Raw genomic sequence first — 24,430 nt, 5'->3', positions numbered from 1 at the left:
TAAAAGGAATTCCTCACATGGCCGAAACGCTCGCAGAGGCGGTCTCCCGCCGCCGCACCTTCGCTATTATCGCTCACCCGGATGCTGGTAAAACCACGCTGACCGAAAAGCTGCTGCTGTTCGGCGGCGCGATCCAGCTGGCCGGTGAGGTGAAAGCCAAGAAAGACCGGATACAGACCCGCTCGGACTGGATGAAGATCGAGCGCGAGCGCGGCATTTCCGTCGTCACCTCGGTGATGACTTTTGAGTATGAAGGCAATGTCTTCAATATTCTCGATACGCCCGGCCATGAAGACTTTGCTGACGACACCTACCGCACGCTGACGGCGGTGGATGCTGCCGTCATGGTCATCGATGCTGCCAAGGGTATCGAGCCGCGCACGCTGAAATTGTTCGAAGTCTGCCGGATGCGCGATATTCCGATCATCACCTTCGTCAACAAGATGGACCGTGAAAGCCGGGATATTTTCGAGGTTCTGGATGAAGTAGAAGAAAAGCTGGCGCTGGACACCGCCCCGATTACCTGGCCGGTCGGTCGGTCGAAAAGCTTCTGCGGCTCCTATAATCTGGTCGATAACACCTTCCGTGGTTCCGACAAGCAGGTCGAGGCTTTGCCGGTCAACAGCCCGAAGAATGTCGCGGAAAACCTGCCGGAAAACGAGCGTCAGACCTTTATCGACGAGCTGGAACTGGCGCAGGAGGCCTGCCGCCCCTTCGACCGCCAGGCCTTTCTGGAAGGCCATATGACGCCTGTGTTCTTCGGCTCGGCGCTCCGAAATTTTGGCGTGCGCGACCTGATCAATGCTCTGGGTGATTTCGCTCCGCCGCCACGCGACCAGATGGCCGATATCCGCAAGGTGCATGCGGCGGAAGACAAGATGACCGCCTTCGTCTTCAAGATCCAGGCCAATATGGACCCCAATCACCGCGACCGCATTGCCTTTGCGCGGATCTGCTCCGGCAAGTTGGAGCGCGGCATGAAGGCGCGGCTGGCGCGCACCGGCAAGCTGATGGGCCTGACAGCACCGCAATTCTTCTTCGCCTCGCAGCGGCAATTGGCCGATACCGCCTTTGCCGGTGACGTGGTGGGTATTCCCAACCACGGCACGCTGCGCATAGGCGATACGCTGACCGAAGGCGAAGCGCTGGTGTTTCAGGGCGTGCCGAACTTTTCGCCGGAAATTCTGCGCCGCGTGCGGCTCGAAGATGCGATGAAGGCCAAGAAGCTGAAGGAAGCCTTACAGCAAATGGCCGAAGAGGGCGTCGTGCAGCTGTTTTCGCCGGAGGACGGTTCGCCCGCCATTGTCGGCGTGGTCGGAGCCTTGCAGCTCGATGTGTTGAAGGAGCGGCTTTCGGGTGAATATACCCTGCCTGTGTCGTTTGAAATGTCGCGCTTTTCCGTCTGCCGCTGGATTTCGTCAGATCAACCCGGCGAACTCGACAAGTTTATGGCGGCGCGGCGCGGCGATATCTGCCGGGATCTGGATGGCGACCCGGTGTTCATGGCGCAGGATGCGTTTTCGCTGCGCTATGAGGCAGAACGTTATCCGGCGATCAAGATGGTGGCGATCAAGGAATATCACGTCGCCAAGGCGGCGTGATTATCGTTGGAGAAGTCTGAGACCGCATCATGATTGAATGATCGTGGTGCGGTCGAACCCTGTTTTACGCCGCTTCGGCGGACTTTTCCCTTGGCATTTCCATCAGATCCGAGAGGAACGTGTCACACCAATGGTTGACATCGTTGACCAGCAGATGGTCCATCATGCCTTTCCAGCGTTGCTGGCGTTCGGCAAGTGGCATATCGAGGGCGCGGGCAATGGCCTGGGCTGTGCCTTCCGTGTCGTATGGATTGACCAGCAAGGCCCCTTTCAACTCGCGGGCCGCTCCGGCGAAACGCGATAGAACCAGAACACCGGGATCATCGGGGTCCTGGGCGGCAACATATTCCTTGGCAACCAGGTTCATGCCATCGCGCATCGGCGTGACAAGCCCGACCTTGGCCAGCCGGTAGAGCCCGGCCAGCACCGGACGGGCCACGGAGCGGGTCATGTAGCGGATCGGCACCCAATCGACCGTGCCCAGCGCGCCATTCACGCGCCCGGCCTGTTCGGCCACGGTGCGCTGCATCGCCTCATATTCCGGCACTTCAGAGCGGGATTTCGGGGTGATCTGTAAATAGGTGACTTTGCCCTGATAGTTCGGATTGGCATTGATGAAATGCTCATAGGCATCCAGCCGCTGGGTCAGGCCCTTGGAATAATCCAGCCGATCGACGCCGATTACCAGTGCCTTGCCTTCGATGCTTTGCGCAGCACGCTTCACCATCACGTTACGCACCGCCCTGCGGGCGTAGGCGGCAAAGGCCGCCGTCTCGATACCAATCGGATAGTGGCCCGCCTTGAACGTCCGATCATGGGATTTGATCTTGTTGCCGGAGATCGCCTCGCCGATGCCTTCGCGCACCAGGGCTCCGACGAAATTGGCATGGTCGAAATCAGTCTGGAAGCCGACCAGATCGTAATGGGCCAGGCTTTCAATCAGCGTTTCATAGACCGGCATGGCAAACAGCACATCGGCGGGCGGCAGCGGGATGTGCAGGAAGAAACCGATCCGGTTCTTCACGCCCATCTGCCGCAATTCCTTGGCCAGCGGGATCAGGTGATAATCCTGGACCCAGATCGTATCGTCAGGCTTCAGCAGCGGCACGAGCCGCTCGGCGAAAAACCGGTTAACCCGGAAATAGCCGGTCATATCCTTGCGGGCATAGTCGGTCAGGTCGAGGCGGTAGTGAAACGTTGGCCACAACACGCGGTTGGCAAAGCCGTGATAATATTCATCGACATCGCGGTCGGTTAGATCCGTCAGCGCGTAAGTGATCTTGCCATCCTCGATCATCGCAAGCTCACCGGCTTCTTCCTCGCCGCTGGAAACGCCTGACCAGCCCATCCAGATGCCGCCCTTGTCCTCAAGGGCAGCCCGCAACGCGACGGCCAAACCTCCCGCCGGCGCCTTATTGGTCTTGTCGGGTACGGGAACACGGTTGGAAACCACAACAAGTCTGCTCATATCATTATCCTTCTTATCGTTGTCAGCCCCGGAACGTCAGCCCCTGAACGTCAGCTTTGGCGGGCCAATTTGGCGAGTGTGTCACGCAGGAGTTGCGGGCTCGCCAGAGACTGGCTGGCCACGCTTCCTTCGAGATCGCCAACGCGGATCGACAGCCCGCCCAAACGGTTGACGCATTCAAACATCGCCTCGTCGGTCACGTCGTCACCAATGGCGATGGCAACGCGGTCGGTGAAGGGCGGCTCGGCCAGATAGGACTGCAAGGCCCGGCCTTTGTCGGCGCTGTCAGGACGGATTTCAACGACCATCTTGCCGCGTTGCAGCTCATAGCCGGGACCTGCCGCCTGAAAGGCATCCGCCATGGCTTTCTCCACCACGTCGGCGTAGGCGGGCGCCTGGCGATAGTGAACGGCGATGGCGGCACCCTTGTCCTCAACCAACACGCCCGGCCATGCCTGTTCGAGCTTCGGAAGCTCTTCCTTGACAGCCAGAAAAGCCGGGCTCGGCTCACTGCGGATGACGGTGCCTTCAACCGTTCGCCGCTCGGTTCCGTGCAATCCGGCAATCGGGAAATGCTTTGGCGCAAACAGCCGGTCGGCATAGGCCAAGGCCCGCCCCGTTACCAGCGCAAGCGCCCCGCCCATGCGTGATGAAAGCACTTCCAGATCGTCTGCCAGACCAACCGGCACACGGATACCATCCGGGCTCTCGGCAAGATCCAGCAAGGTACCATCAATATCGAGAAACAATGCGTAGCGGTGAGGCTCGGCCTGAAGAAGATCAAACAGCAGCGCTGCTGCGTCTTTTTGTTCGGTTCGCGCTGGCGATCGCTTGATTGCCGATTGCTGGTTTTCCATATCCCGCCTCGTTTCACACGACCTCTTGACGCCGAGATAACGACGGGTGTCCAGTTTGGTTCCCGAAAAATGCAGTTAATTGCGCAATGCAGCATAATGGGCGGGACCGTGACAGGAGCATGGAAAACTGCGATAGATCTGCCCCGCCGCCCACCTTTTCCATCAAAAGGAGCCGAGGTGTTGGAGACTATTGACTTCGACGAGGACGATCATGACCGTTCAAACAAACGATGAAACGCCTCTGCCTCGCATCGCCAATGTCTTGTCGATTGCCGGTTCCGATCCGTCTGGCGGAGCGGGTATTCAGGCGGACCTGAAGGTATTTTCGGCTTTGGGTGTCTATGGCATGGCGACGCTGACGGCGCTGACGGCCCAGAATACCCAAGGGGTGACGGCTATCGAATCGCTGGATCCCATGTTCGTCGCAAGACAGGTTGAGACGGTTTTTGCCGATATCCGGGTCGATGCGGTGAAAATCGGCATGCTGGCCAATGCCGATATCGTCGGCGCGGTGGCTGGTGTGCTTTCAAGCCATCCGGCAGTGCCGGTTATCCTTGATCCGGTCATGGTTGCCAAGGGCGGCGCCGCATTGCTGGATGAGAAGGCGATCGGTGCGCTGGTCGGCCAGCTCTTGCCGCGGGTCCGCCTGATTACCCCCAACCTGCCGGAGGCTGCCGCACTTCTGCGTGTGGCCGAGGCCGTGGACCGCGACGGCATGGAGGCACAGGCCAGGGCCTTATTGGGACTGGGTGCCAAGGCGGTGCTTCTGAAGGGTGGGCATTTGCCCGGTAACGAGAGCCCCGATCTGCTGGTCACGCCAACGCTGACCCTGTGGCTGGAAGGCAAAAGGATTGCCACCTCCAACACTCATGGTACCGGTTGCTCGCTGTCCAGCGCGATTGCCGCCGAACTTGCCAAAGCCATGGACCATGGGACGAAGGACAGTGGAAAAGACGATGCTTTGGCAAAAGCGGTCACGGTGGCAAAGGCCTGGCTGGCTGGCGCTGTTCGGTCGGCAGGGCAACTGACTGTTGGTTCCGGCCACGGACCTGTTCATCATTTTTACCAGACATGGCCGAAGTAGCCGACAGAATGTTATTCCGTCTCTGACCCTGGGAGGGCGCCGATGCTGTCGAGCCAGAGGACGGAGGACCGGCGCCAGCTTTGATGTTTTGGCAGCAGGGCTTCCCGTTGGTTGATGCTACCCCAGCGGACACCCCAGGTATCGGCATCCATGCCCTCGCCAGTCGTCAGTACCGGCGCGCCGCAGTCCGGGCAGAAGAACTGATGGCGCACGCGACCGTTGTCGCCGTATTTCACATAGGATTTCGGTGGACTTCCCGTTAGATGCAGCTTGTCGCGCGGGGTTGAAACCGTGACCCGGAATGGTGAACCTGTCAGGCGTTGGCAATCGGTGCAATGGCAAATGCCGACATTCTCAGGGTCGATTTCGGCACGATAGGTCACATTGCCACAATGGCACTGTCCATCAATCTGCATGTTCTGAGCCTCCCTCGATGCATTCTAGGGGACTATAATGCATTAGGCTCAGCTTTCGATCCCCATGGCCTTTTCAAAATCCAGCCAACTGCGGTCCATGGCATAGGCCTTGGTGACATAGGGGATGCCAACATGGCCATAGATCACCGGCCAGAGTTGTTGCTCTGCTGTGTCCTCCTGCACGCCGGCGATCTGTTGCAGATAGAGCACGGAGGCGAGACCGCTGCGGTCTGCACCGCCCTCGCAATGGATAAGGATGGGCTTTGGTGCGGACTTCAGCAGAGCGACCAGTTGCTCAGCCTTGTCGATGGTCAGGCCCTTGGCAGCCGACATGCGAAAATCGATGTGGTCGATACCAAGTTCCCGGGCGGTTGCGACTTCCTGCGCATACCAGGGCGAGGGTGATGATCCGCGCAGATTGACGATGGTCTTGATACCGTAGCGCCCGGCATAATCCTTGATATCGGCGGCGCTCGGTTGGGCGGAGCGGTAGAACTCGCCTGGAATGACCTCGTGGAAATTGCCCGACAGCCGGAGATAGCCAAGATAAGCGCCACAGGACAGCAGACCGGTCAGGCAGGCAAGGGTGGTATAGCGGATGGCTTTCGCCAGCAGGATGGACATGGGCTCACACAGGGATCGGATCAAATAACCATCCACCCTGTAAAAGCTGAACCTGACATCGAACTGAAAGACGCGGCCCACCCACCGCGTCCTATTATCACTATTTCGTCAATACGCAGTGATCAATGATCGGCCTTGATGAAGGTGCCGTTCTTCAATTCGCGCATGGCCTCCATCAGTTCTGCCCGGCTGTTCATGACGATCGGTCCATGCCAGGCCACTGGCTCCTTGATCGGCTTGCCGGTCACCAGCAGGAAGCGGATACCCTTTTCGCCAGCCTGAACGGTGATTTCATCGCCGGTATCAAAGACCACCAGCGTGCGGTTGCCCGAGAGGTCGCGGATATTCAGTTCTTCGCCCTGAAATTCTTTCTCGACTTTGACACCGAACGGCTTGGAGGCATCGCGGAACGAGCCGGAGCCCGCGAAAATATAGGCAAAGGCCGAACGATAGGTATCGACAGGAAAACGCTTGGTCTTGCCGGGTGGAACGGAGATATCGAGATAAACAGGCTCTGCGGCAATGCCATCGACCGGGCCGGATTTGCCCCAGAAATCGCCGCTGATCACCCGCACCGCCGTACCGTCATCATCGACCACGACAGGAATGTCGGCGGATTTGATGTCCTGATAGCGCGGTGCGGTCATCTTCAGCGAGGAGGGCAGGTTGGCCCAGAGCTGGAATCCGTGCATCTTGCCGGAAAAATCGCCCTTCGGCATTTCCTGATGCATGATGCCGCTACCTGCCGTCATCCACTGAAGATCACCGGCGCCTAGCTGGCCCTGATTGCCGAGGCTGTCGCCATGGTCCACCGTTCCGGCCAGAACATAGGTAATGGTTTCAATGCCGCGATGCGGATGCCAGGGAAAGCCACGGATATAATCCTGCGGATCATCATTGCGAAAATCGTCCATCATCAGGAACGGATCAGTCATCGAGGGATCGCCAAAGCCGAAGACGCGGTGCAGCTTGACACCGGCACCTTCCATGGTGGGCGTGGCGCGGCTTTCATGTTTGACGGGGCGAATGGACATCGGTCTGGCTCCTTTCGAGCGGAATATGATTTGCAGCCAATATAAGGCTTTTCAAACGCAGGCGAAGGGCATCAAGCGCAACGCAGTGTTCACAGAAGCGGTTCTTCACGGAAACACCTCCGATCTTCACAAAACACAATGCCGCACTGCAAAATGTGATTACTGCTTTCGTCACGAATCTGACATGAAGAAAGCCGAGCTTTACGCTTCATTATACACCTTCCTTCAAGATTGGCTTTGCCGGGACAAATGAGGACCGGTCTTGCCGGAGCATGAATGCCATGTGTCGTTGGGCAGCCTATCGGGGAGAACCGCTCTTTATCGAGGAGTTGGTATCGTCACCCGCCCATTCGCTGATCGAGCAATCCGTCTGCGCCACCCGCGCCAAGACATCCACCAACGCGGACGGTTTTGGCCTTGCCTGGTATGGCGACCGGCCGGAGCCAGGCCGGTTTCGCGATGTTCTGCCTGCCTGGTCGGACTGTAACCTGAAAAGCATTGCTCGGCAGATCCGCTCGCCGCTGTTTCTGGCGCATGTGCGCGCCGCAACCCATGGTGCCACCCGGCGCGACAATTGCCACCCGTTTGTGTATGGTAACTGGTCTTTCATGCATAACGGCCAGATCGATCATTTCGACCGTATCCGCCGCGCCATGGAAAGCATGCTGGACGACGAATATTTCAACGCCCGCACCGGCTCGACGGATTCTGAGTTGTTGTTCCTGCTAGCCATGCAATTCGGCATGAAACATCGCCCGATTGCGGCGATGGCCGAGGCCATCGGTTTTGCCGAAAGGCTGAGCGCAGAGATCATTGGCACGACCCGGGTGCGTTTCACCGCCGCCTTCTCTGATGGCGAGGCGCTGTATGCGGTGCGCTATTCCACCGACGCCTTTGCCCCGACGCTGTATGCCGGGCCGATGGGGAGCAAGGGCGGGCATTGCCTGGTGTCCGAACCGCTCAACGATGACACGGAAACCTGGGTAGAGATCCCGCCGGGCAGCGCCGTGATCCTCAATGATGCCGGTCTGAACGTCATGGGTTTTGAGCCGGAAATCGGCAACGCGCCTGCTCGGGTGACGGAAATGGCTGGCTAATCTAGAGTCTGTCGGGTTCAGATTGAACCAGACAGACTCTAGATTCTCTTGTTTTCGTTTGTCTTTTTGGGAAAACCGGATTCCACTTTTCCCTGACAAACTCTACGTTTGCCCTGGATGCCAATAGGGCTGCGGCATCATGGTGTGCTGACTTGCTGCCTCACTTCCTCAACGAAGGTCTTCAGCGCACCACGATAGGAATCGCGGCGATAGGCAAGCGAAAGGGGTGCATCGAGGCCGGAGCCGGGCGCAAAACGACGATAGGCGACGCCGGAGGTTTCCAGCCGTGCCATGGACTGCGGAATGATCGACAGGCCAAGGCCCGCCGCCACCAGGCTGAGGGTGGAGACCAGTTTCGGTGCCTCCTGTGCGACATTCGGACTGAAACCGGCGGCCTGACAGGCGGCGATGATCCGGTCATACAGTCCTTGCGCCAGGGGACGGCGATAGAGAACAAAAGTTTCTGCGGCCAGCGCGGCAAGCGCGACGGTATCGCTGTCACGGTTTTGACTGTGCAGGGCCAAAGGATGGGTGTCAGGCAAAGCCAGCACCATGTCTTCAATATCGACGGTCTCTATGCTGAGCGTTGGCCCCGATCCTGGCAAAGCACCGGCGGTGGCGCGGATGAAGGCCGCATCAAGCCTGCCGGCGGACAATTCACCCAGAAGTTCCGTCGTAGAGCCTTCGTCCAACCGCAGTTTCAGCGACGGCGAGGAGAGCCGCATGGCCCGCACGATGCTGGGCACCAGCGGATGAAAGACTGCCGAGGTGGTAAAGCCGATGGCAAGCTCGCCGATTTCGCCGCGCGCCGCCCGTTGTGCGGCCTCAACGGCCATATCCACATCGGCAAGGATCTGTCGGGCGCGGGCGATAAACGCCACCCCCGCCTCGGTCAACGCCATGCCGCGGGGCTGGCGGATAAACAGCGTCACCCCGACCAATGTTTCGAGAGCTTTGATCTGTTGGCTGAGTGGCGGCTGTTGCAGACCAAGTCGCTCCGCCGCCCGGGTCAGATGGCCCTCTTCGGCGACGGTCACGGCATAGCGGAGATGGCGCAGTTCAATCATGCCATAGCTTTAACATATGGAGAGTGGCTTATCCATATATTGGACATCAGGATTTGAGGGGCGTATGGAAGAGAAAAGACGAAGCGGACGATGGTCATGACGAAGACAGTTCAACCGGAGACAGTTCAGGCCGAGACAGGTCGGGTCGAGCCGCCGCTCCATCATCCCGGCATCGCAGAATTGTTTACGGGGTTTCTGGGGCTCGGCCTGATGGGGTTTGGCGGTGTGTTGCCGATGGCGCGGCGGATGATGGTAGAGGACCGGAATTGGCTCTCACCTGGTGAATTCATGGATCTGCTTGGCCTCTGTCAGTTCCTGCCGGGTGGTAATATCATCAACATGTCGGTGGCGGTTGGGTTGAAGTTCCAGGGGTGGAGGGGTGCGCTGGCTGCTGCCTTCGGCCTGATTGCCGCACCGACGGCCATCGTTATCTGCCTCGGTTACATTTACGACCGTTACCGCGACAATCCGCAGGTCGAACACCTGTTTGCGGGTCTGGCGGCGGCGGCGTCTGGCCTGTTGATTTCGCTGGCCTGGAAAGTCCTGCAACCGCTGAAACACAAGCTCTGGGCGCTGGCCATTGTCGCCCTGTGTTTCATTGCCATTGCAGTTTTTCGACTGCCGCTGTTCGCCACCATGCTGGTTCTGGCACCCGTCTCTATTGTTCTGAGCTGGAAAGTGTCGAAATGATTGCCACCCTGATTTCTCTTGCCCTGATTTTCACGGAACTCTCGCTGATCGCCTTTGGTGGTGGCAACGCCATCCTGCCGGAAATGCAGCGCCGGGTGGTGGAGGTCCAGCATTGGATGAGCGCCAGCGAATTCAGCGCGCTGTTTGCGCTGGCCCAGGCCGCTCCCGGACCGAATATGATGGTGGTGCCGCTGGTCGGCTGGCATGTGGCGGGCTTTGCCGGGGTGGTCGTCACCTCCATCGCCAAATTCGGCCCGTCTTCGCTGATCACCGCCGGTGCCGTGACGCTCTGGGAGCGCTTCAAGGACCGGCCCTGGCGGCGGATCGTCCAGGCCGGGCTTGCACCGATGACGGCTGGCCTCGTCACCTCCAGCGCCGCTGTGATCACCAAAGCATCGGCAACCAGCCCCATTCTCATCGGCATTACGGCTGGCTGTGCGGTGCTGACCGCGATGACCAAGGTTCACCCATTGATCGCGCTGGGCAGCGGCGCGCTGATCGGCCTGATCTTTATTTAGAGAGATTTTACGCCGAGCATCCCGGCAATGGTCTGTGCAAGCCGCTCGGCAACGGCATCCTTGTCCATATCCGGCCAGTCCTCGGTGCGATCCTTGTAGATCAGGGTCACCCGGTTTCGGTCGCCGCCCATGATGCCGGTTTGTGGTGAAACGTCGTTGGCGACGATCAGGTCGGCACCTTTACGCTCCAGCTTGGCACGGCCATTGTCCTCTACATTCTGGGTCTCCGCAGCAAAGCCGATAACCAGGGCCGGGCGTTTTTCATGGTGGCCAACCGTCTTCAGAATGTCCGGATTTTCGGTCAGCGTCAGCATGGGCGCGGCATCGCCCGGCTGCTTCTTGATCTTTTGGTCCGATGCCATCTCGACCCGCCAGTCTGCCACCGCTGCGACCATCACGGCGATGTCGGCGGGCAGGTGGGCGAGCACGGCGTCGTGCATGTCCTCAGCTCGCTCTACATGGATCGTTTTGACGCCTGTCGGGTCTGCAAGGCTGACCGGACCTGATACCAGTGTCACCTCGGCACCCAGCCGGGCAAGTGCGCTGGCAATAGCATGGCCCTGCTTGCCGGAGGAGCGGTTGGCGATATAGCGCACGGGATCGATCGGCTCATGGGTCGGGCCGGAGGTGACAATGGCCGTCTTGCCTGCCAACGGCTTGAAGGAGTCGTCAAGACAGGCTTCGACCTTGGCAACGATCTCCAGCGGTTCGGCCATGCGACCAAGACCGGCTTCGCCGCTTTCAGCCATTTCACCGGCCATCGGCCCGATGAACTGGATACCATCGGCCTTGAGTTGCGCGACATTGCGCAGAGTGGCGGGATGCGCCCACATTTTCGTGTTCATCGCCGGTGCGATCAACACGGGCCGGTCGGCGGCAAGCAGCACCGCCGAGGCCAGGTCATCAGCCAGCCCATGCGCCATTTTCGCCATCAGGTCGGCGGTCACGGGGGCAACGAGGATCAGATCGCAATCGCGGGCCAGCCGGATATGGCCGACATCCTGTTCGTCCTCGCGGGAAAACAGGTCGGTATACACATGGGAGGCCGAGAGCGCGCCGACCGCGAGCGGCGTGATGAATTCCTGGGCGGCCCGGGTCATGATCGGGCGCACCGAGGCGCCGCGTTCGCGCAGTCTGCGAATCAGGTCCAGGCTTTTATAGGCAGCAATACCGCCGCTGATGATCAGGAGAATACGCTTATCCGTCAGCGCCATGAAAAGCCTGCCATGAAATTATCGGTGCGAACCGGACACTACTGCATAATTCCTTAAATCGGAATCGATTTAAGGAAAAAATTATGCAGCAGATTTAAAGAGTTACAGCATCCTTTGTGCGTTTTGTAAAATGCACGGCGCTGTAGCGCATAAGCGCCTGAAAGGAGAAACGATAAGATACGGAATCGATCCAATCCCCTATCGGGCTAAGTCTATCGGCACGCAGGCAATCGTTCCCGCCGCGATCTCCTGGTAGGCGAGACCTTCGCCCAGCGTTGCGGCCATGGACTTGATGATCCGGCTGCCGAGGCCAGTGCCCTTCGGGGCAGCGCCAGGACTGATGCCGATGCCGTCATCCTCCACCGTCAACAGCGCATGGCCGGGCTGCGCATGACACAGCCGCACGCGGATTTCGCCGTCCTTGCGGTCGGGATAGGCATATTTGATCGCATTGGTCACCAGTTCGGTGACGATCATGCCGATGGAGACGGCGCGGTCCGCAGTCAGAGAAATCGGCTCGGCATTGACTGTCAGGGTGATCGGCTTGTCAGGATTGGCAAGCGAACCGCCGATTTCCCGCACCAGATTGGCGATATAAATGTCCATATCGACCCGGCTGACATCGTCTGACGTGTAGAGGCTGCGATGCATGCCAGCAATGGCGGTAATGCGAGCCTGGGTCTCTGTCAGCTCGGCCTTGACCTCATCGCTGCGGGCATTGGCGATCTGAAGCCGCAGCAGGCTTGCTACCAATGCCAAGCTGTTGGCGACGCGATGGTTGACTTCGCTGAGCAGCGCTTCCGCCCTTTCCTTGGCAAGGCGGATTTCCTCGTCCGCTTTGACCTTGGCTTCGCGCAGCCGGGCATTTTCGACCGATTGGCGAATGGCGCTTTCCAGCAGCGACAGGAAATCCTCGCTGGTGGTCTTGATGACGTAATCGGAGGCGCCTGCCTTGATCGCGTCGATGGCGATACGGGCTTCGTTGGAACCGGTCACATAGACCACCGGCGTCATGATATGCCGTCCACGCAAATGCGCCAGCACATCGTGACCGGTCATATTGCTGAGATAATGATCGAGAACAATAACGTCGAAGTTTTCAGACGCCAGAAAGCCCAGCGCCCGCTCCAGATCTTCTGCATGGGTGACGGAATGTCCGTTGCGCCCGAGTGCTTTCTGCACCAGTCGCACGATGGCCGGGTCGTCATCGAGATAAAGAATTCGGACATTCATGGGGCGGTCGGCTCGTTACGGAATCTGCATCACGGAAAAGAACAGCCCGAGCTGACGAATGGCATTGGCAAAATTGTCATAATCCACCGGTTTGGTGATGTAGACATTCGCACCAAGATCGTAGCAGCGCTGAATTTCCCGTTGATCATCCGTTGTGGTGAGAATGACGACCGGCAGCCGACGTGTGTGCTGATTGGTCTTAACTTGTTCGAGTATATCGGTGCCCGACATATCCGGCAAGTTAAGATCCAGTAAAATTAGCAGGTAACGATCTGCCGAGGTTTCGCCGGAACGGTCCGTACCCAGGATATAATCCAGCGCGTCGGTGCCATTGGTAAACGGTACGATCTCATTGTTGACCCCGGCCCGGCGAACATTTTTCTCGATCAGGCGTGCATGTCCCTCGTCGTCTTCGACCATGACGATGGTCACTTCCTTGGCCACTGCTTTCATGCTCAGGTCCCTACCAGTTTCGAAAGGTCGCGCGGCAAGCGCAAAATAAATGTCGAGCCGACGCCGATCTTGGAGCGTACGGTAATTTCACCTCCCAGGTTGCGCGTCAATGAGCGCACATGGGCAAGGCCAATGCCTTCACCCACCTGGTTCTGCTGTCCCGAGCGGCGGAAAAGCTCGAAAATCCGTTCATGATCCTGTTCAGCAATGCCGCGGCCATTATCCTCTATTTCCAGTCGAATGAAGTGCCGTCCATCCGAGACCGCCCGTATAGCAAGAACGACCGGGCGATCGGGTGACTTATATTTGATAGCGTTGTCAAAAAGGTTACCGAGAATTTGCTCTAGGGACAACCTGTCGGAGATGATGCTGGCAACGTCGGTTGAAATTTCGGTATGCCCGCCGCTCTCGCTGATCTGGTGGTGGACGCTGGCGGCCGTTGTCTCGATCAGCGGCTTGAGTTCTAGTGTTTCCGGCTTGAGCTGGCGGCGTCCGTCGCGCGAAATTTTCAAGATGGCGTTGATCAGCCCATCCATCTTGCGGGTCGAGGAGCGGATGAAGGAAATCGCTTCCGGCAGGTCCTCGGCGGCGGCAAGCCGCGCATCCTCGATCTGTTGCGGCGTCAAGGGTTGCCCATCCGCCAGAACATAGGTCTTCAATATCTGGAGCGCACTGTCCAGTTCGGCGGTAAAGCCCATGATATTGACGAGGGGTGCGCGCAGGTCGTGGGTGATGATATAGGCGAAGCGCTGGATTTCCTGGTTGGCCTGCATCAAGTCTTCGGTTCGCTCCTGCACACGCTCTTCCAGCCCCGCATTGAGGACCTCCACCTCCTGGCGGGCCTTCAACAGATCGCGCACGTGCTGGATGATGATCAGGATCGCGCCGCCGATCACGATCACGATGGCCACGGCCCCGCCAATGGTAAAGACCTGCAACCAGCCGATGGCCAGGAGCTGACTGGCAATTCCCTGGTCTATCCTGTTGTCGGATTCGTCGCGGACCTCGTCAAGCACGGTGCGGATCTGGTCCATCAGCTGCTTGCCGTAACCGGCCCGGACAAGTTCGTAGGCCTGGCGGATGTCGCCACTGCGGGTCAGTTCGACGGTCCTGGCCAATTCTTCAAGCTTGGCCTTTACCAATTCGCGCAGCTTCTCGACATCCGGGGCATGCTCAGGGCGCGGCTCCAGCAGATGGACGAGACTGTCCATTTCCGTGGTCACATCGCCGATGGCCTGGCTGTATGGGGTCAGGAAAGCGACATCACGGGTAATGAGATAGCCTCTCTGCCCCGTTTCAGCATCGGTCAGCGTCTGCATCAGGTCGGCGCTGGCGCGCCGAATGACCCGCTCCTCGACAACAGTTCCGAAGGTGACGCGAGTCTTGCCGGTCAGCCACAGGGTCGAGCCGATCAGGCTGACCAGGAGAAGGCAGCCCAGGCCAAGCACAAACAGACTGGAGCGGATGAAACCTGCGTTTGTTGCCGACATGCAATCCTACCCGCCATGACCCAGTTGAAACGCAATGAACAGCAGGCAGAGCGCAATCACCCAAAGCGCCAGCCGACCCGAGCGGCTATGCCGCGCCTGCGCCCTGCCGATAGCATCGGTGGTGCTTTCGTCGAACCGCAGTCCATGTTCGCTCATCTGCATCAATTCACTATGGAATTTTTCGGTTTTGGCAGCAATGTCCGGCAGCGCTTCCGCCACCCGCACCGCTGCACGAATGCCGTCCTTCATGTCGGTGACGATGCGTTTTGGACCGAGATTGGCTTTGATCCAGTCCGCGACGACGGGCTCTGATGCCTTCCACATGTTGAACCGTGGATTGAGCATCCGTGAGACACCTTCAACCACCACCATGGTTTTTTGCAGCATCACCAGTTCCGGCCTTGTCTGCATGTCGAACAGTTCGGTGACTTCAAACAGCAGCGTCAGCAACCGCGCCATGGAAATGGTTTCGGCAGGCTGGCCGTGAATGGGCTCGCCGATCGCCCGGATCGCCTGGGCAAAGCTGGCCATATTGTGGTGGGACGGCACATAGCCGGCCTCGAAATGCACTTCCGCTACCCGCATGTAATCGCGAGTGATGAAGCCATAGAGAATTTCCGCCAGAAACCGCCGCTCTTTCTTGCCGAGCCGCCCGCAAATGCCCATGTCCACGGCAACGATCATGCCGGCGGGATCGACGAACAGATTGCCCGGATGCATGTCGGCATGGAAGAAGCCGTCGCGCAACGTATGGCGCAGGAAGGACTGGATCAGCGTATCGGCCAGCGTATCGAGATCGTGACCAGCGGCTTTCAGCGCCTCAACATCGGACATCTTGACGCCGTCGATCCATTCCATGGTGATGACGTCGCGGCCCGTACGTTCCCAATCGACCTGCGGGACCCTGAAACCGGGATCGCTGGCGGTGTTTTCGCCCAGTTCCGACAAAGCAGCGGCCTCGAGCCGCAAGTCCATTTCCACTTTCGTGGTCTGCTCAAGCGTTTTCGTCACCTCGACGGGGCGCAATCTACGGGTCTGCGGCAGCAGCATTTCCTGCAAATGCGACACGAGATACATGACTTCGAGATCGGCGGCGAAACGGCGGCGCACGCCGGGACGGATCACCTTGACGGCAACCTGTTTCACGCCGAAAGGCGTTTCTACCATGCAGGGATGCACCTGGGCGATGGAGGCCGCGGCAATCGGCTCGCCGAAACTGGCGTAAAGCTCCTCGACCGGACGCCCAAGCGACAATTCAATCGATGCCTTGGCCTCACCCGTCGGAAAGAAGGCCATGCGGTCCTGCAATCCGGTCAGGTCATAGGCGAGTTCGGCGCCGACCACATCGGGCCGGGTCGCCAGAAACTGGCCGATCTTGGCGTAGGACGGCCCCAGCCGCTCGACGGCTTGGGACAGGCGGTCGGACCGCAATGTGCCTCGGGCGCGCTTGCGCTCGAAGACCGCGGCGACTTTCTTTGCAAAGCCGACGCTCGGCGGCAGTCCTTCGGACGGCAGCGCCGAGACAACGCCTTCGCGAACGAGAATCCAGCCGACACGGGCCAACCTAAAATAAGCGCTGACTGTGCTCATCAATCGATCTTCAATCCGGCGGTCTTTCGGTCAGGCATTGTTCAGATCTTCCAGCCGGAATGAAGGGCGGCAATGCCGCCGGTATAGTTGGTGAAGGACACCTTGGAAAAGCCCGCCTTGGTGATCATCGCGGCAAAATCCTGCTGATTGGGGAACTTGCGGATCGATTCCACCAGATATTGATAGGGCTCGGCCTCGCCGGTGATCATCTTGCCGAACCGTGGGATCGCCTTGAATGACCATTGATCGTAAAAGCGATCCAGCAGCGGCATCTGCACCTCGGAAAATTCCAGCACCAGAAGGCGCCCGCCGCGTTTCAGCACGCGGTAGGCCTCGCTCAGGGCTACATCGATGCGCGGCACGTTGCGAATGCCGAAGGCGATCGTATAGGCGTCGAATTGATTGGCCTCGAAGGGCAGGGCTTCGGCATTGGCCTCCACGAAGGTGAGATTGTCGGAAAGACCTTTTTTCTGCGCCCGCTCCTGGCCGACGCCCAGCATGGAGCCGTTGATATCGAGCACGGTCGCATGGGCGAGCCTGCGGGAAGCCTCGACGATGCGAAAGGCGATATCGCCCGTGCCGCCAGCCACGTCGAGAACCTTGTAATTGGCATCCCTGCGCGGGTTGAGGGCGGCAATCAGCGCATCCTTCCAGACCCGGTGCATGCCAGCCGACATCACGTCGTTCATGACGTCGTAGCGCTTGGCCACCTTGTGGAATACGTCATTGACAAGGCCTTGCTTTTCGCCTTCCGCCACATCGCGGAAGCCGTAGGAGGTTTCCATGCCACCATCGGCGGAGGTGCGGCTTGCGACCATCGGCTCAACTCCATTCTCTCTAAAACAACATCAGCGACCTTGGCGAAGCCAGGTCCCTTGCACTATGTCTGCGGCATGATTGCAATGGCCCGTCGGAATATTGGCAGGACAATGCCATGGCAGGCCGTCTCGTCCTTAAACCATGATGCCTGCCACTGAAATAGAAACATGGAGCCTTCATGCCAGAATTACCAGAGGTGGAGACCGTAAAACGGGGACTGGCGCCATCCATGGAAGGGCGGCGGCTGACTCGTCTGGAACTGCGGCGGCCGGATCTGCGCTTTCCCTTGCCGATCGATTTTGTGGCGAGGACGCAGGGCCGCCTTATCGTCTCCCTGTCGCGGCGGGCGAAATACCTGCTGATCGATCTCGATGACGGTGTCTCGATCATCTCCCATCTCGGCATGTCCGGCTCCTATCGGATCGAAGCCACAGACGAGACGGGCCTGCCTGGCCAGTTCCATATGGCGCGCTCCCGCGATGAGAAGCATGACCATGTGATCTTTCATTTAAGCGGGCCGGAAGGTAGCTCTCTCAGGGTGATTTATAATGACCCGCGCCGCTTCGGCTTCATGGACATGGTCGAGCGTCGTGACATGGATCGTCATGCCGCCTTTGCCGGGCTGGGACCGGAGCCGGTCGGCAATGCGCTTGATGCCGAGTATCTGGCCTGCCGCTTCAAGGGCAAGGCGCAGCCTTTGAAAACGGCCCTTCTTGATCAGAAGGTGATTGCCGGTCTCGGCAATATCTATGTCTGCGAGGCCTTGTGGCGGGCGCATCTATCGCCGCAGACACCGGCGCGCGCCCTGGTCGATGCGAAAGGAAAGCCCATCACTGCGCTGCAAGATCTGACGCAGGCCATTCGCACGGTCATCGCCGAGGCGATCGAGGCTGGTGGTTCCTCGCTGCGCGATCATATCCAGGCGGACGGTTCGCTTGGCTATTTCCAGCACAGGTTCAATGTCTACGACCGCGAAGGAAAAGCCTGCCGCACGCCCGGCTGCGCAGGCACGATCGAACGCATGACCCAGGCGGGGCGGTCGACCTTCCACTGCCCACAGTGCCAGAGATGATGCGCCGACGTGCCTCTGGTCAAAATGGCGTGGCGCTTCGAACGGCCCCCTGCCGGCACAAAGGTTGAGAAAGCGCGTTGACGACGCCGTTCTTTCCCGCTATATGCCCGGCCACAGTTAGGAAAGCTTATCGCTTTCCACGATTGCTCCCGAATTGCTGGTATTGCAGGTCGCAACGACTTGGCGGCGAAGGTGGAGTTTTGGTTCGTATTCGAGAGAGGCATCCATGGCCAATACTACATCGGCGAAGAAGGCGACCCGCAAGATCGCTCGCCGCACCGCAATCAACAAGAGCCGCCGTACGCGCGTTCGTAACTTTGTGCGCAAGGTTGAAGAAGCGATCGCTTCTGGCGATCAGGCACTGGCTGCAGCCGCATTGAAGGCTGCCCAGCCTGAACTGCACCGCGCTGCTTCCAAGGGCGTTGTTCACGCCAATACCGCGTCGCGCAAGATTTCGCGTCTTGCCAGCCGCGTCAAGGCGCTTGCCGCCTAATTTTCGTCGAAAATTAACATTTTGATCAGCCTGGCTTTTTAGCCGGGCTTTTCGCGTTTTGATATTTTTCTCATTTCATCACTATTGCACGTTACGGTTTCATGTCACTCCAGTGACACGATATTCCTTTTTAGATCAATGGCTTGCCGGAGGTTCTCCCTCCTGATCGATCTTTCCTTTACGGCAGGACTGTGCGATTTTGAGTCAAGTGATTTTTTTATTTTCAGGCAATATCAGGGCTTGCAATGATGGAGCCCGCCAAACTCCTTGATTCAAAAGCGATTCTTTTTTGGCTTTTGTGCTCCGGGAAACTTCCGGGACGGAGTCAATGGCGCGCTGTTAATTTTAGGTAAAATTCATTGTTGATCTCGGCATTCGATCCTGCCTAAATGCATTTCAAGAGAGGTGCGGATCTTGGCTCCTGTCGGAAAGACACAAGTTGCAAAAGCTGGTTTTTCTGAAAATCCTCTCCGGGCGGAACGGCTCAGTTTCGTTTCATCATACATTGGTTCTCATACGGACCTCGTTTCCATTTCAGGAAACGAGAGTTGGAGTTTGTGTGTCCGGCTTAAGTTGGAAGCATCCTATTTAAATTTGGGAATAAGAGAGGGAAAGACTGGCCCGACATAAACGAGGATGAAGGGCCTTGAACGAAATACCTGTGTCATAACGGCATATGCTCATTCCCTGCTGCATTAAATTAGGCAATGCGGATTGAGGAGCTCCATTTGGCAGATATGATGATCAGCATGGTTTGCGTTCTTTAAGACGCATGCTGCTGTGAGAATGCATGATGGTGAATGCCTGACGAGACCGGTGTCCTTACGAGGGGACGTCGGTCTTGGAAGTCTCAGGCAGTCAAATGCAAGAACTTGAAGCGTCGGCCAGCAATGGCAACTGGCCGGCACATGTGGACAATTGGAAGGCGGCGAGATGCAGATGAAGATGGTAACGGCAAGTGCGGCAGCCAGTGGGGACGAGGCGCGCACGATCGATCAGGCCGTTAGCCCTGACGCGACAGGCGGCCCAAATGCGGTGGTAGACGATACGGTGGCAGGCGATGAAGTTCGATACGATGCGCTTTTCGAGCGGTTCAGTGCCCGGCTGCGGGCCCAGGTCGGCCCGGATGTGTTTGCCAGCTGGTTTGGTCGGCTGAAACTGCATTCCTCTTCGAAGAGCGTTATCCGGCTCAGCGTGCCGACGACCTTCCTGAAGTCCTGGATCAACAATCGTTATCTCGACCTGATTACCTCGATTTTCCAGGCGGAAGACGCCAGCATCCTGAAGATCGAAATCCTGGTGCGCAGCGCCAGCCGCAATAGCCGGGCGCCGGTTGTCGAAGACCGGGCCGTGGAACCCTCCCTGTCGTCTTCCCAGAAGCGTCAGGCGCCACAAAGCATTGGCCAGATGGCACCTGCCATCGCCAACGCCGCAGCACCGCAGCGCGCTCCCGTACAGGGACCGTTGTTCGGCTCGCCGCTTGACAGCCGCTATACGTTCGATGGTTTCGTCGAAGGTGCGTCCAACCGGGTTGCCGTTGCTGCCGCCAAGACCATTGCCGAAGCTGGTGCAGGCGCGGTGCGCTTCAATCCGCTGTTCATTCATTCGTCGGTCGGTCTGGGCAAGACACATTTGCTCCAGGCGATCGCCAATGCTGCGATCCATAGCCCTCGGGCGCCGCGCGTTGTCTATCTGACGGCGGAATATTTCATGTGGCGCTTTGCAACCGCCATCCGCGACAACGATGCCCTGACCTTGAAGGACTCGCTGCGCAACATTGATCTGCTGATCATCGACGACATGCAGTTCCTGCAGGGCAAGACCATCCAGCATGAATTCTGCCATTTGCTCAACATGCTGCTCGACAGCGCCAAGCAGGTGGTCGTGGCCGCTGACCGCGCGCCATGGGAGCTGGAATCGCTTGATCAGCGCGTTCGCTCGCGCCTGCAAGGCGGCGTTGCCATCGAGATGGAGGCGCCTGATTACGACATGCGCCTTGATATGCTGAAGACAAGGCTGGCGCTCGCTAAGAAAGAAGATCCGAGCCTGGAAATTCCAGCCGAGATCATCGCCCATGTCGCCCGCAATGTCGCCAGTTCCGGCCGTGATCTGGAAGGTGCGTTCAACCAGCTGCTGTTCCGCCGTTCGTTCGAAGCCAATATGACCATTGAGCGCGTCGATGAGCTGCTGGCCCATCTGGTCGGTGCTGCCGAGCAGAAGCGGGTGCGCATCGAAGACATTCAGCGTGTTGTTGCACGCCATTACAATGTCTCGCGCCAGGAATTGGTGTCCAATCGCCGCACTCGTGTCATCGTCAAGCCGCGCCAGATCGCTATGTATCTGTCAAAGACCCTGACGCCCCGGTCTTTCCCGGAAATCGGCCGTCGTTTCGGTGGCCGCGATCACACCACAGTGCTGCATGCCGTGCGCAAAATCGAGGAACTGATCTCCGGCGACCAGAAATTGTCGCAGGAAATCGAGCTGCTGCGCCGCCTGATCAACGAGTAATCGGATACTCGCCTCGCTTGGCCTCCTCCATGCTTTCTTGTAGATCGCAGCGCCATTCGTCATCACTGACGAATGGCGCTGTTTTCTTGTGATTGACAGAGGAGACGGGGTGGTCAATCCGCAAGAAACGGGTGGCGGTCTCGCTCCAAACGAGCAATAACCATCTTCGATAAAGAGACATGGTGAGAGGCTGGTTATGCAAAAACAGATGGGTGCCCAGGAATGGGCGCTGCTGCTGGTACTTTCGGTGCTATGGGGCGGTTCCTTCCTGTTCATCGGCATTCTGGTGAAGGTCTGGCCGCCGCTGACCATCGTCACGGCCCGTGTGGCGCTTGCCGCTGTGGCGCTGTGGATCATCGTCCGTCTGTCGGGCCAGCCGGTTCCGCGCAGGGCCGAGGTCTGGCTTGCCTTCCTCGGCATGGGCCTTCTCAACAATGTTATCCCCTTCACCCTGATTGTCTGGGGTCAGACCCATATTCCGGTCGGGCTGGCAGCGATTTTCAACGCGACGACGCCACTATTCGGCGTGATCATCGCGCATTTTCTGACCGTCGATGAAAAGCTGACTGCCAACCGGCTGGCCGGTGTGCTGATCGGCGTTGCCGGTGTGGCCGTTATGATCGGTCCTGCCGTGCTTGGACATCTCGGTGCGGATCTCTGGGGCGAACTGGCCGTGATGCTGGCGGCAGTTTCCTATGCATTTGCCGGCCTGTTCGGGCGGCGCTTCAAGGCAATGGGCTTAGCCCCTCTTTTGCCCGCTGCAGGCCAGGTAACGGCGGCTACAGTTGTCCTTCTGCCGATCACGTTGATGGTTGACGCGCCCTGGACCTTGCCCGTTCCCGGTTTCGACAGCATCGCAGCACTGCTGGGATTGGCATTGCTGTCCACTGCTGTCGGCTATGTGCTATTTTTCCGGATATTGTCAACGGCTGGTGCCACCAACCTGATGCTGGTCACCATCCTTATTCCGCCCAGCGCCATCCTGCTGGGTGCTCTGGTGCTGGGAGATCAGGTCGCCCCACGCCATCTGGTCGGCATGGTCCTGATTGCGCTCGGGCTTGCCGCCATCGATGGCAGGCTATGGCGTCGGCTGCGGCGGCGGGCAGTCGCCTGATTCATTCGGCCCGTCTCGCCTCAGGCGCTCGCGATCGCAATGATTTCCGGGCTGGTCGGCTCAAAGCTGCGGCGATCCCACCAGCCGAGCATGTCGATGGTCTTAAACCCGGCTGCCTTGAACAGCTTTTCGATCTTGTCGCGACCAGGGAAACGCAGGCAACTGCGACTGATCCACTGTTCACCGGTCTCCAGCAGCGTGAAGGTCGCGTCAAAGGTGACGTGCTCCCCTTCGATCCTGTCTACCTGATAGAAAACCTCGACCGGACCGATACCAGGCACCTGGGCCACATTCCGGGTTTTGGCTTCGGTCCATCCTTCCCAGGCGCGCACCAGAGGATTACGGCTTTCGATGATCATCTGTCCGCCGGGCGCGAGATGGAGGCAGGCATTGGTGAGCGCCAGGAGGGTTTCTTCATCATTGAGAAAGACCTGAAAGACATGGCCGGTCATGATGATCAGGTCGAATTGCTCTCGCTCGAGATTGAGATCGAAGGCATTAGTGGCAATCCAGCGCACCAACCCCTCTTGGTCCTTGGCTTTAGCCACAGACAACATGCCCGGCGCGGGATCGATCCCTGTCACTTGATGGCCGCGTTTTGCCAGCCGGAGCGTCACCGAGCCTGTACCGCAGCCGATATCGAGAATTCGGCAGGGCGTTTTTGGATAAGTCTCGTAAAAATCCCCGTCTTCGCCATGAATGTTGAAGCTGTCATACAAAATGGCCATGTCGTGCAACGCAAAGGCATCATCTACGGGCATTGATGCTTCTCCCTTTATCCTTGCGGCTGGTTATGGTCCCTCAGCAGGCGAGATCCGCCACGACGGCATCCAGAACCAGCATGCCTTTTGGTGTGCAGCGCAGCCGGGAATTGCCGAGACGTTCGATAAATCCGTGTTCCAGTAAAAATTGTTCGCGGACCGGGTCCGGATCGCGGTTGGACAATTGCTGCCAGCGGGCGAGATCGACGCCTTCGCGTAGCCTGAGACCCATTAGCAGCAATTCGTCGGCCTGCTCTTCGGAACCCAGCGCATCCTGGATGACCATGCCGTGGCCGGTCTGTTCGACCGCTGAAAGCCAGGTTTCCGGGTGTTTTTCCGTGGCTGTGGCCAGTTTATCATGGCCCCGTGTCAGCCGTCCGTGGGCGCCAGGGCCAATGCCGGCATAATCGCCATAGCGCCAATAGGTCAGGTTGTGACGGCTCTCGGCACCGAGCCGCGCATGGTTGGAAACCTCATAGGCGGGCAGGCCTTCGCGCTCGGTGATTTCCTGCGTTGCCTCGTAGAGCTGGGCCGCATGTTCCTCATCCGGGGTAATGATCTTGCCGGCCTTGTGCAGGCCGAAGAATGGCGTGCCTTCCTCGATGGTCAGCTGATAGAGCGACAGATGGTCAACCGCATAGGAAATCGCCAGCTTCAGCTCGGCATCCCAATCGGCAATCGTCTGATTGGGGCGGGCATAGATCAGATCGAAGGACATGCGCGGGAAAATCTCGCGGGCCAGACGGACGGCTTTCAGTGCATCCTCGACCGAATGCATCCGGCCCAGAAATTTCAGATCGGCATCGTTGAGCGCCTGCACGCCAAGCGACACGCGGTTGACGCCTGCCGACCGATAGCCGCGAAACCGTTCCGCTTCGACGCTGGTCGGATTGGCTTCCATGGTGATTTCGATGCCGCGTGGCATGGTCCAGTACCGGGCTACTCCGTCCAGGATGGCGCCGACTGTGGTCGGGTCCATCAGCGAAGGCGTGCCGCCGCCAAGAAAAATGCTGGTGACGGTCTTGGGGCCGCTCATGGCCCGCATTGTCTCCATTTCCTTCAGGAAGGCTTGCGTGAAACGCGGCTGGTCGATCTTCTGGTGACGAACATGGCTGTTGAAGTCACAATAGGGGCATTTGGCCGCGCAGAACGGCCAGTGAATATAGATGCCAAAGCCCGGTTCGCCGGTGTCTGGAAGGAGAAGCGACGTTGGCTCGGCCATAAATC

Annotated in this window: 24 protein-coding genes; 10 read left to right on the top strand and 14 right to left on the bottom strand. The window is 58.6% G+C overall.

Features of this window, described 5'->3' with window-relative positions; translation table 11 throughout:
- The first annotated feature begins 17 nt into the window (after positions 1–17).
- Positions 18–1,601 carry a peptide chain release factor 3 gene (locus H1Y61_RS00330; RefSeq protein ID WP_180573382.1) on the top strand — a complete coding sequence of 528 codons (1,584 nt, stop codon included), beginning with the start codon at positions 18–20 and terminating at the stop codon, positions 1,599–1,601.
- A 64-nt stretch (positions 1,602–1,665) separates the two neighbouring features.
- Here the strand turns inward: H1Y61_RS00330 and otsA are convergent, their stop codons facing one another.
- Positions 1,666–3,069, bottom strand: a complete 1,404-nt coding sequence (gene otsA, locus H1Y61_RS00325) for an alpha,alpha-trehalose-phosphate synthase (UDP-forming) (RefSeq protein ID WP_180573381.1) — start codon at positions 3,067–3,069, stop codon at positions 1,666–1,668.
- Between the two features lie 50 nt (positions 3,070–3,119).
- Positions 3,120–3,926: a trehalose-phosphatase gene (gene otsB, locus H1Y61_RS00320; protein ID WP_180573380.1), complete on the bottom strand. Its 807-nt coding sequence runs from the start codon at positions 3,924–3,926 to the stop codon at positions 3,120–3,122.
- A gap of 211 nt (positions 3,927–4,137) precedes the next feature.
- Here otsB and thiD point away from each other — a divergent pair, with 211 nt between their 5' ends.
- Positions 4,138–5,010 (top strand): bifunctional hydroxymethylpyrimidine kinase/phosphomethylpyrimidine kinase, encoded by an 873-nt coding sequence (gene thiD, locus H1Y61_RS00315; RefSeq protein ID WP_322790780.1) that lies wholly within the window; start codon positions 4,138–4,140, stop codon positions 5,008–5,010.
- An 11-nt stretch (positions 5,011–5,021) separates the two neighbouring features.
- On the opposite strand, the gene H1Y61_RS00310 is transcribed toward thiD, so the two are convergent.
- The 3 genes from H1Y61_RS00310 to H1Y61_RS00300 form a co-directional block, all read right to left on the bottom strand.
- On the bottom strand, positions 5,022–5,426 hold the full coding sequence (locus tag H1Y61_RS00310; protein WP_180573379.1) for a GFA family protein: 405 nt from the start codon (positions 5,424–5,426) through the stop codon (positions 5,022–5,024).
- Positions 5,427–5,474: 48 nt separating this feature from the next.
- On the bottom strand, positions 5,475–6,050 hold the full coding sequence (locus H1Y61_RS00305; RefSeq protein WP_180574362.1) for a tyrosine-protein phosphatase: 576 nt from the start codon (positions 6,048–6,050) through the stop codon (positions 5,475–5,477).
- Positions 6,051–6,172: 122 nt separating this feature from the next.
- A complete protein-coding gene (locus H1Y61_RS00300; RefSeq protein ID WP_180573378.1) occupies positions 6,173–7,084 on the bottom strand; it encodes a pirin family protein in 912 nt (303 codons plus the stop codon).
- Here H1Y61_RS00300 and H1Y61_RS00295 point away from each other — a divergent pair.
- Positions 7,077–7,337 (top strand): hypothetical protein, encoded by a 261-nt coding sequence (locus H1Y61_RS00295; RefSeq protein WP_180573377.1) that lies wholly within the window; start codon positions 7,077–7,079, stop codon positions 7,335–7,337. The genes H1Y61_RS00300 and H1Y61_RS00295 overlap by 8 nt on opposite strands.
- Positions 7,338–7,365: 28 nt before the next feature.
- Positions 7,366–8,181, top strand: coding sequence for a class II glutamine amidotransferase (locus H1Y61_RS00290; RefSeq protein WP_174109727.1), 816 nt, complete (start codon positions 7,366–7,368; stop codon positions 8,179–8,181).
- A 137-nt stretch (positions 8,182–8,318) separates the two neighbouring features.
- Here H1Y61_RS00290 and H1Y61_RS00285 read toward each other — a convergent pair whose 3' ends face one another.
- Positions 8,319–9,248, bottom strand: a complete 930-nt coding sequence (locus H1Y61_RS00285; RefSeq protein WP_180573376.1) for a LysR family transcriptional regulator — start codon at positions 9,246–9,248, stop codon at positions 8,319–8,321.
- 96 nt (positions 9,249–9,344) lie between these two features.
- Here H1Y61_RS00285 and H1Y61_RS00280 point away from each other — a divergent pair, with 96 nt between their 5' ends.
- Both H1Y61_RS00280 and H1Y61_RS00275 read left to right on the top strand, forming a co-directional pair.
- On the top strand, positions 9,345–9,938 hold the full coding sequence (locus H1Y61_RS00280; protein ID WP_235680793.1) for a chromate transporter: 594 nt from the start codon (positions 9,345–9,347) through the stop codon (positions 9,936–9,938).
- Positions 9,935–10,456, top strand: a complete 522-nt coding sequence (locus tag H1Y61_RS00275) for a chromate transporter (protein ID WP_174109729.1) — start codon at positions 9,935–9,937, stop codon at positions 10,454–10,456. The genes H1Y61_RS00280 and H1Y61_RS00275 overlap by 4 nt, the downstream gene beginning before the upstream one ends.
- On the opposite strand, the gene coaBC is transcribed toward H1Y61_RS00275, so the two are convergent.
- The 6 genes from coaBC to ubiE all read right to left on the bottom strand — a co-directional run bounded on the left by coaBC (position 10,453) and on the right by ubiE (position 17,254).
- Entirely contained in the window at positions 10,453–11,670 is a 1,218-nt protein-coding gene (coaBC, locus tag H1Y61_RS00270; protein ID WP_180573374.1) for a bifunctional phosphopantothenoylcysteine decarboxylase/phosphopantothenate--cysteine ligase CoaBC, read from the bottom strand. The genes H1Y61_RS00275 and coaBC overlap by 4 nt on opposite strands.
- A 198-nt stretch (positions 11,671–11,868) precedes the next feature.
- Positions 11,869–12,903 (bottom strand): sensor histidine kinase, encoded by a 1,035-nt coding sequence (locus tag H1Y61_RS00265; protein WP_180573373.1) that lies wholly within the window; start codon positions 12,901–12,903, stop codon positions 11,869–11,871.
- A 15-nt stretch (positions 12,904–12,918) separates the two neighbouring features.
- Entirely contained in the window at positions 12,919–13,356 is a 438-nt protein-coding gene (locus tag H1Y61_RS00260) for a response regulator (RefSeq protein WP_012654793.1), read from the bottom strand.
- 2 nt (positions 13,357–13,358) lie between these two features.
- On the bottom strand, positions 13,359–14,846 hold the full coding sequence (locus H1Y61_RS00255; protein WP_180573372.1) for a sensor histidine kinase: 1,488 nt from the start codon (positions 14,844–14,846) through the stop codon (positions 13,359–13,361).
- A 6-nt stretch (positions 14,847–14,852) separates the two neighbouring features.
- Entirely contained in the window at positions 14,853–16,436 is a 1,584-nt protein-coding gene (ubiB, locus tag H1Y61_RS00250; RefSeq protein WP_180573371.1) for a 2-polyprenylphenol 6-hydroxylase, read from the bottom strand.
- A 41-nt stretch (positions 16,437–16,477) separates the two neighbouring features.
- Positions 16,478–17,254, bottom strand: a complete 777-nt coding sequence (ubiE, locus tag H1Y61_RS00245; protein ID WP_180573370.1) for a bifunctional demethylmenaquinone methyltransferase/2-methoxy-6-polyprenyl-1,4-benzoquinol methylase UbiE — start codon at positions 17,252–17,254, stop codon at positions 16,478–16,480.
- 179 nt (positions 17,255–17,433) lie between these two features.
- On the opposite strand from ubiE, the gene mutM reads away from it, so the two are divergent.
- From mutM to H1Y61_RS00225, 4 genes are all read left to right on the top strand, one after another.
- On the top strand, positions 17,434–18,327 hold the full coding sequence (gene mutM / locus H1Y61_RS00240) for a bifunctional DNA-formamidopyrimidine glycosylase/DNA-(apurinic or apyrimidinic site) lyase (RefSeq protein WP_180573369.1): 894 nt from the start codon (positions 17,434–17,436) through the stop codon (positions 18,325–18,327).
- Positions 18,328–18,553: 226 nt separating this feature from the next.
- Positions 18,554–18,820: a 30S ribosomal protein S20 gene (gene rpsT / locus H1Y61_RS00235; RefSeq protein WP_012654798.1), complete on the top strand. Its 267-nt coding sequence runs from the start codon at positions 18,554–18,556 to the stop codon at positions 18,818–18,820.
- Between the two features lie 933 nt (positions 18,821–19,753).
- A complete protein-coding gene (gene dnaA / locus H1Y61_RS00230) occupies positions 19,754–21,328 on the top strand; it encodes a chromosomal replication initiator protein DnaA (RefSeq protein ID WP_012654799.1) in 1,575 nt (524 codons plus the stop codon).
- Positions 21,329–21,524: 196 nt separating this feature from the next.
- The gene (locus H1Y61_RS00225; RefSeq protein WP_235680792.1) at positions 21,525–22,442 is read left to right on the top strand and encodes a DMT family transporter; all 918 of its coding nucleotides are present in this window, start codon (positions 21,525–21,527) and stop codon (positions 22,440–22,442) included.
- A 20-nt stretch (positions 22,443–22,462) separates the two neighbouring features.
- Here H1Y61_RS00225 and H1Y61_RS00220 read toward each other — a convergent pair whose 3' ends face one another.
- Both H1Y61_RS00220 and hemW read right to left on the bottom strand, forming a co-directional pair.
- Positions 22,463–23,203 (bottom strand): class I SAM-dependent methyltransferase, encoded by a 741-nt coding sequence (locus H1Y61_RS00220; protein ID WP_174109736.1) that lies wholly within the window; start codon positions 23,201–23,203, stop codon positions 22,463–22,465.
- A 40-nt stretch (positions 23,204–23,243) separates the two neighbouring features.
- The gene (gene hemW, locus H1Y61_RS00215; RefSeq protein WP_180573368.1) at positions 23,244–24,425 is read right to left on the bottom strand and encodes a radical SAM family heme chaperone HemW; all 1,182 of its coding nucleotides are present in this window, start codon (positions 24,423–24,425) and stop codon (positions 23,244–23,246) included.
- Positions 24,426–24,430 lie beyond the last annotated feature (5 nt).

Source organism: Agrobacterium vitis, from assembly GCF_013426735.1.
GTDB lineage: Bacteria > Pseudomonadota > Alphaproteobacteria > Rhizobiales > Rhizobiaceae > Allorhizobium > Allorhizobium vitis_D.
Note: the sequence above shows the minus strand (reverse complement) of the source record. Positions and strands in the feature narration are given on the sequence as shown.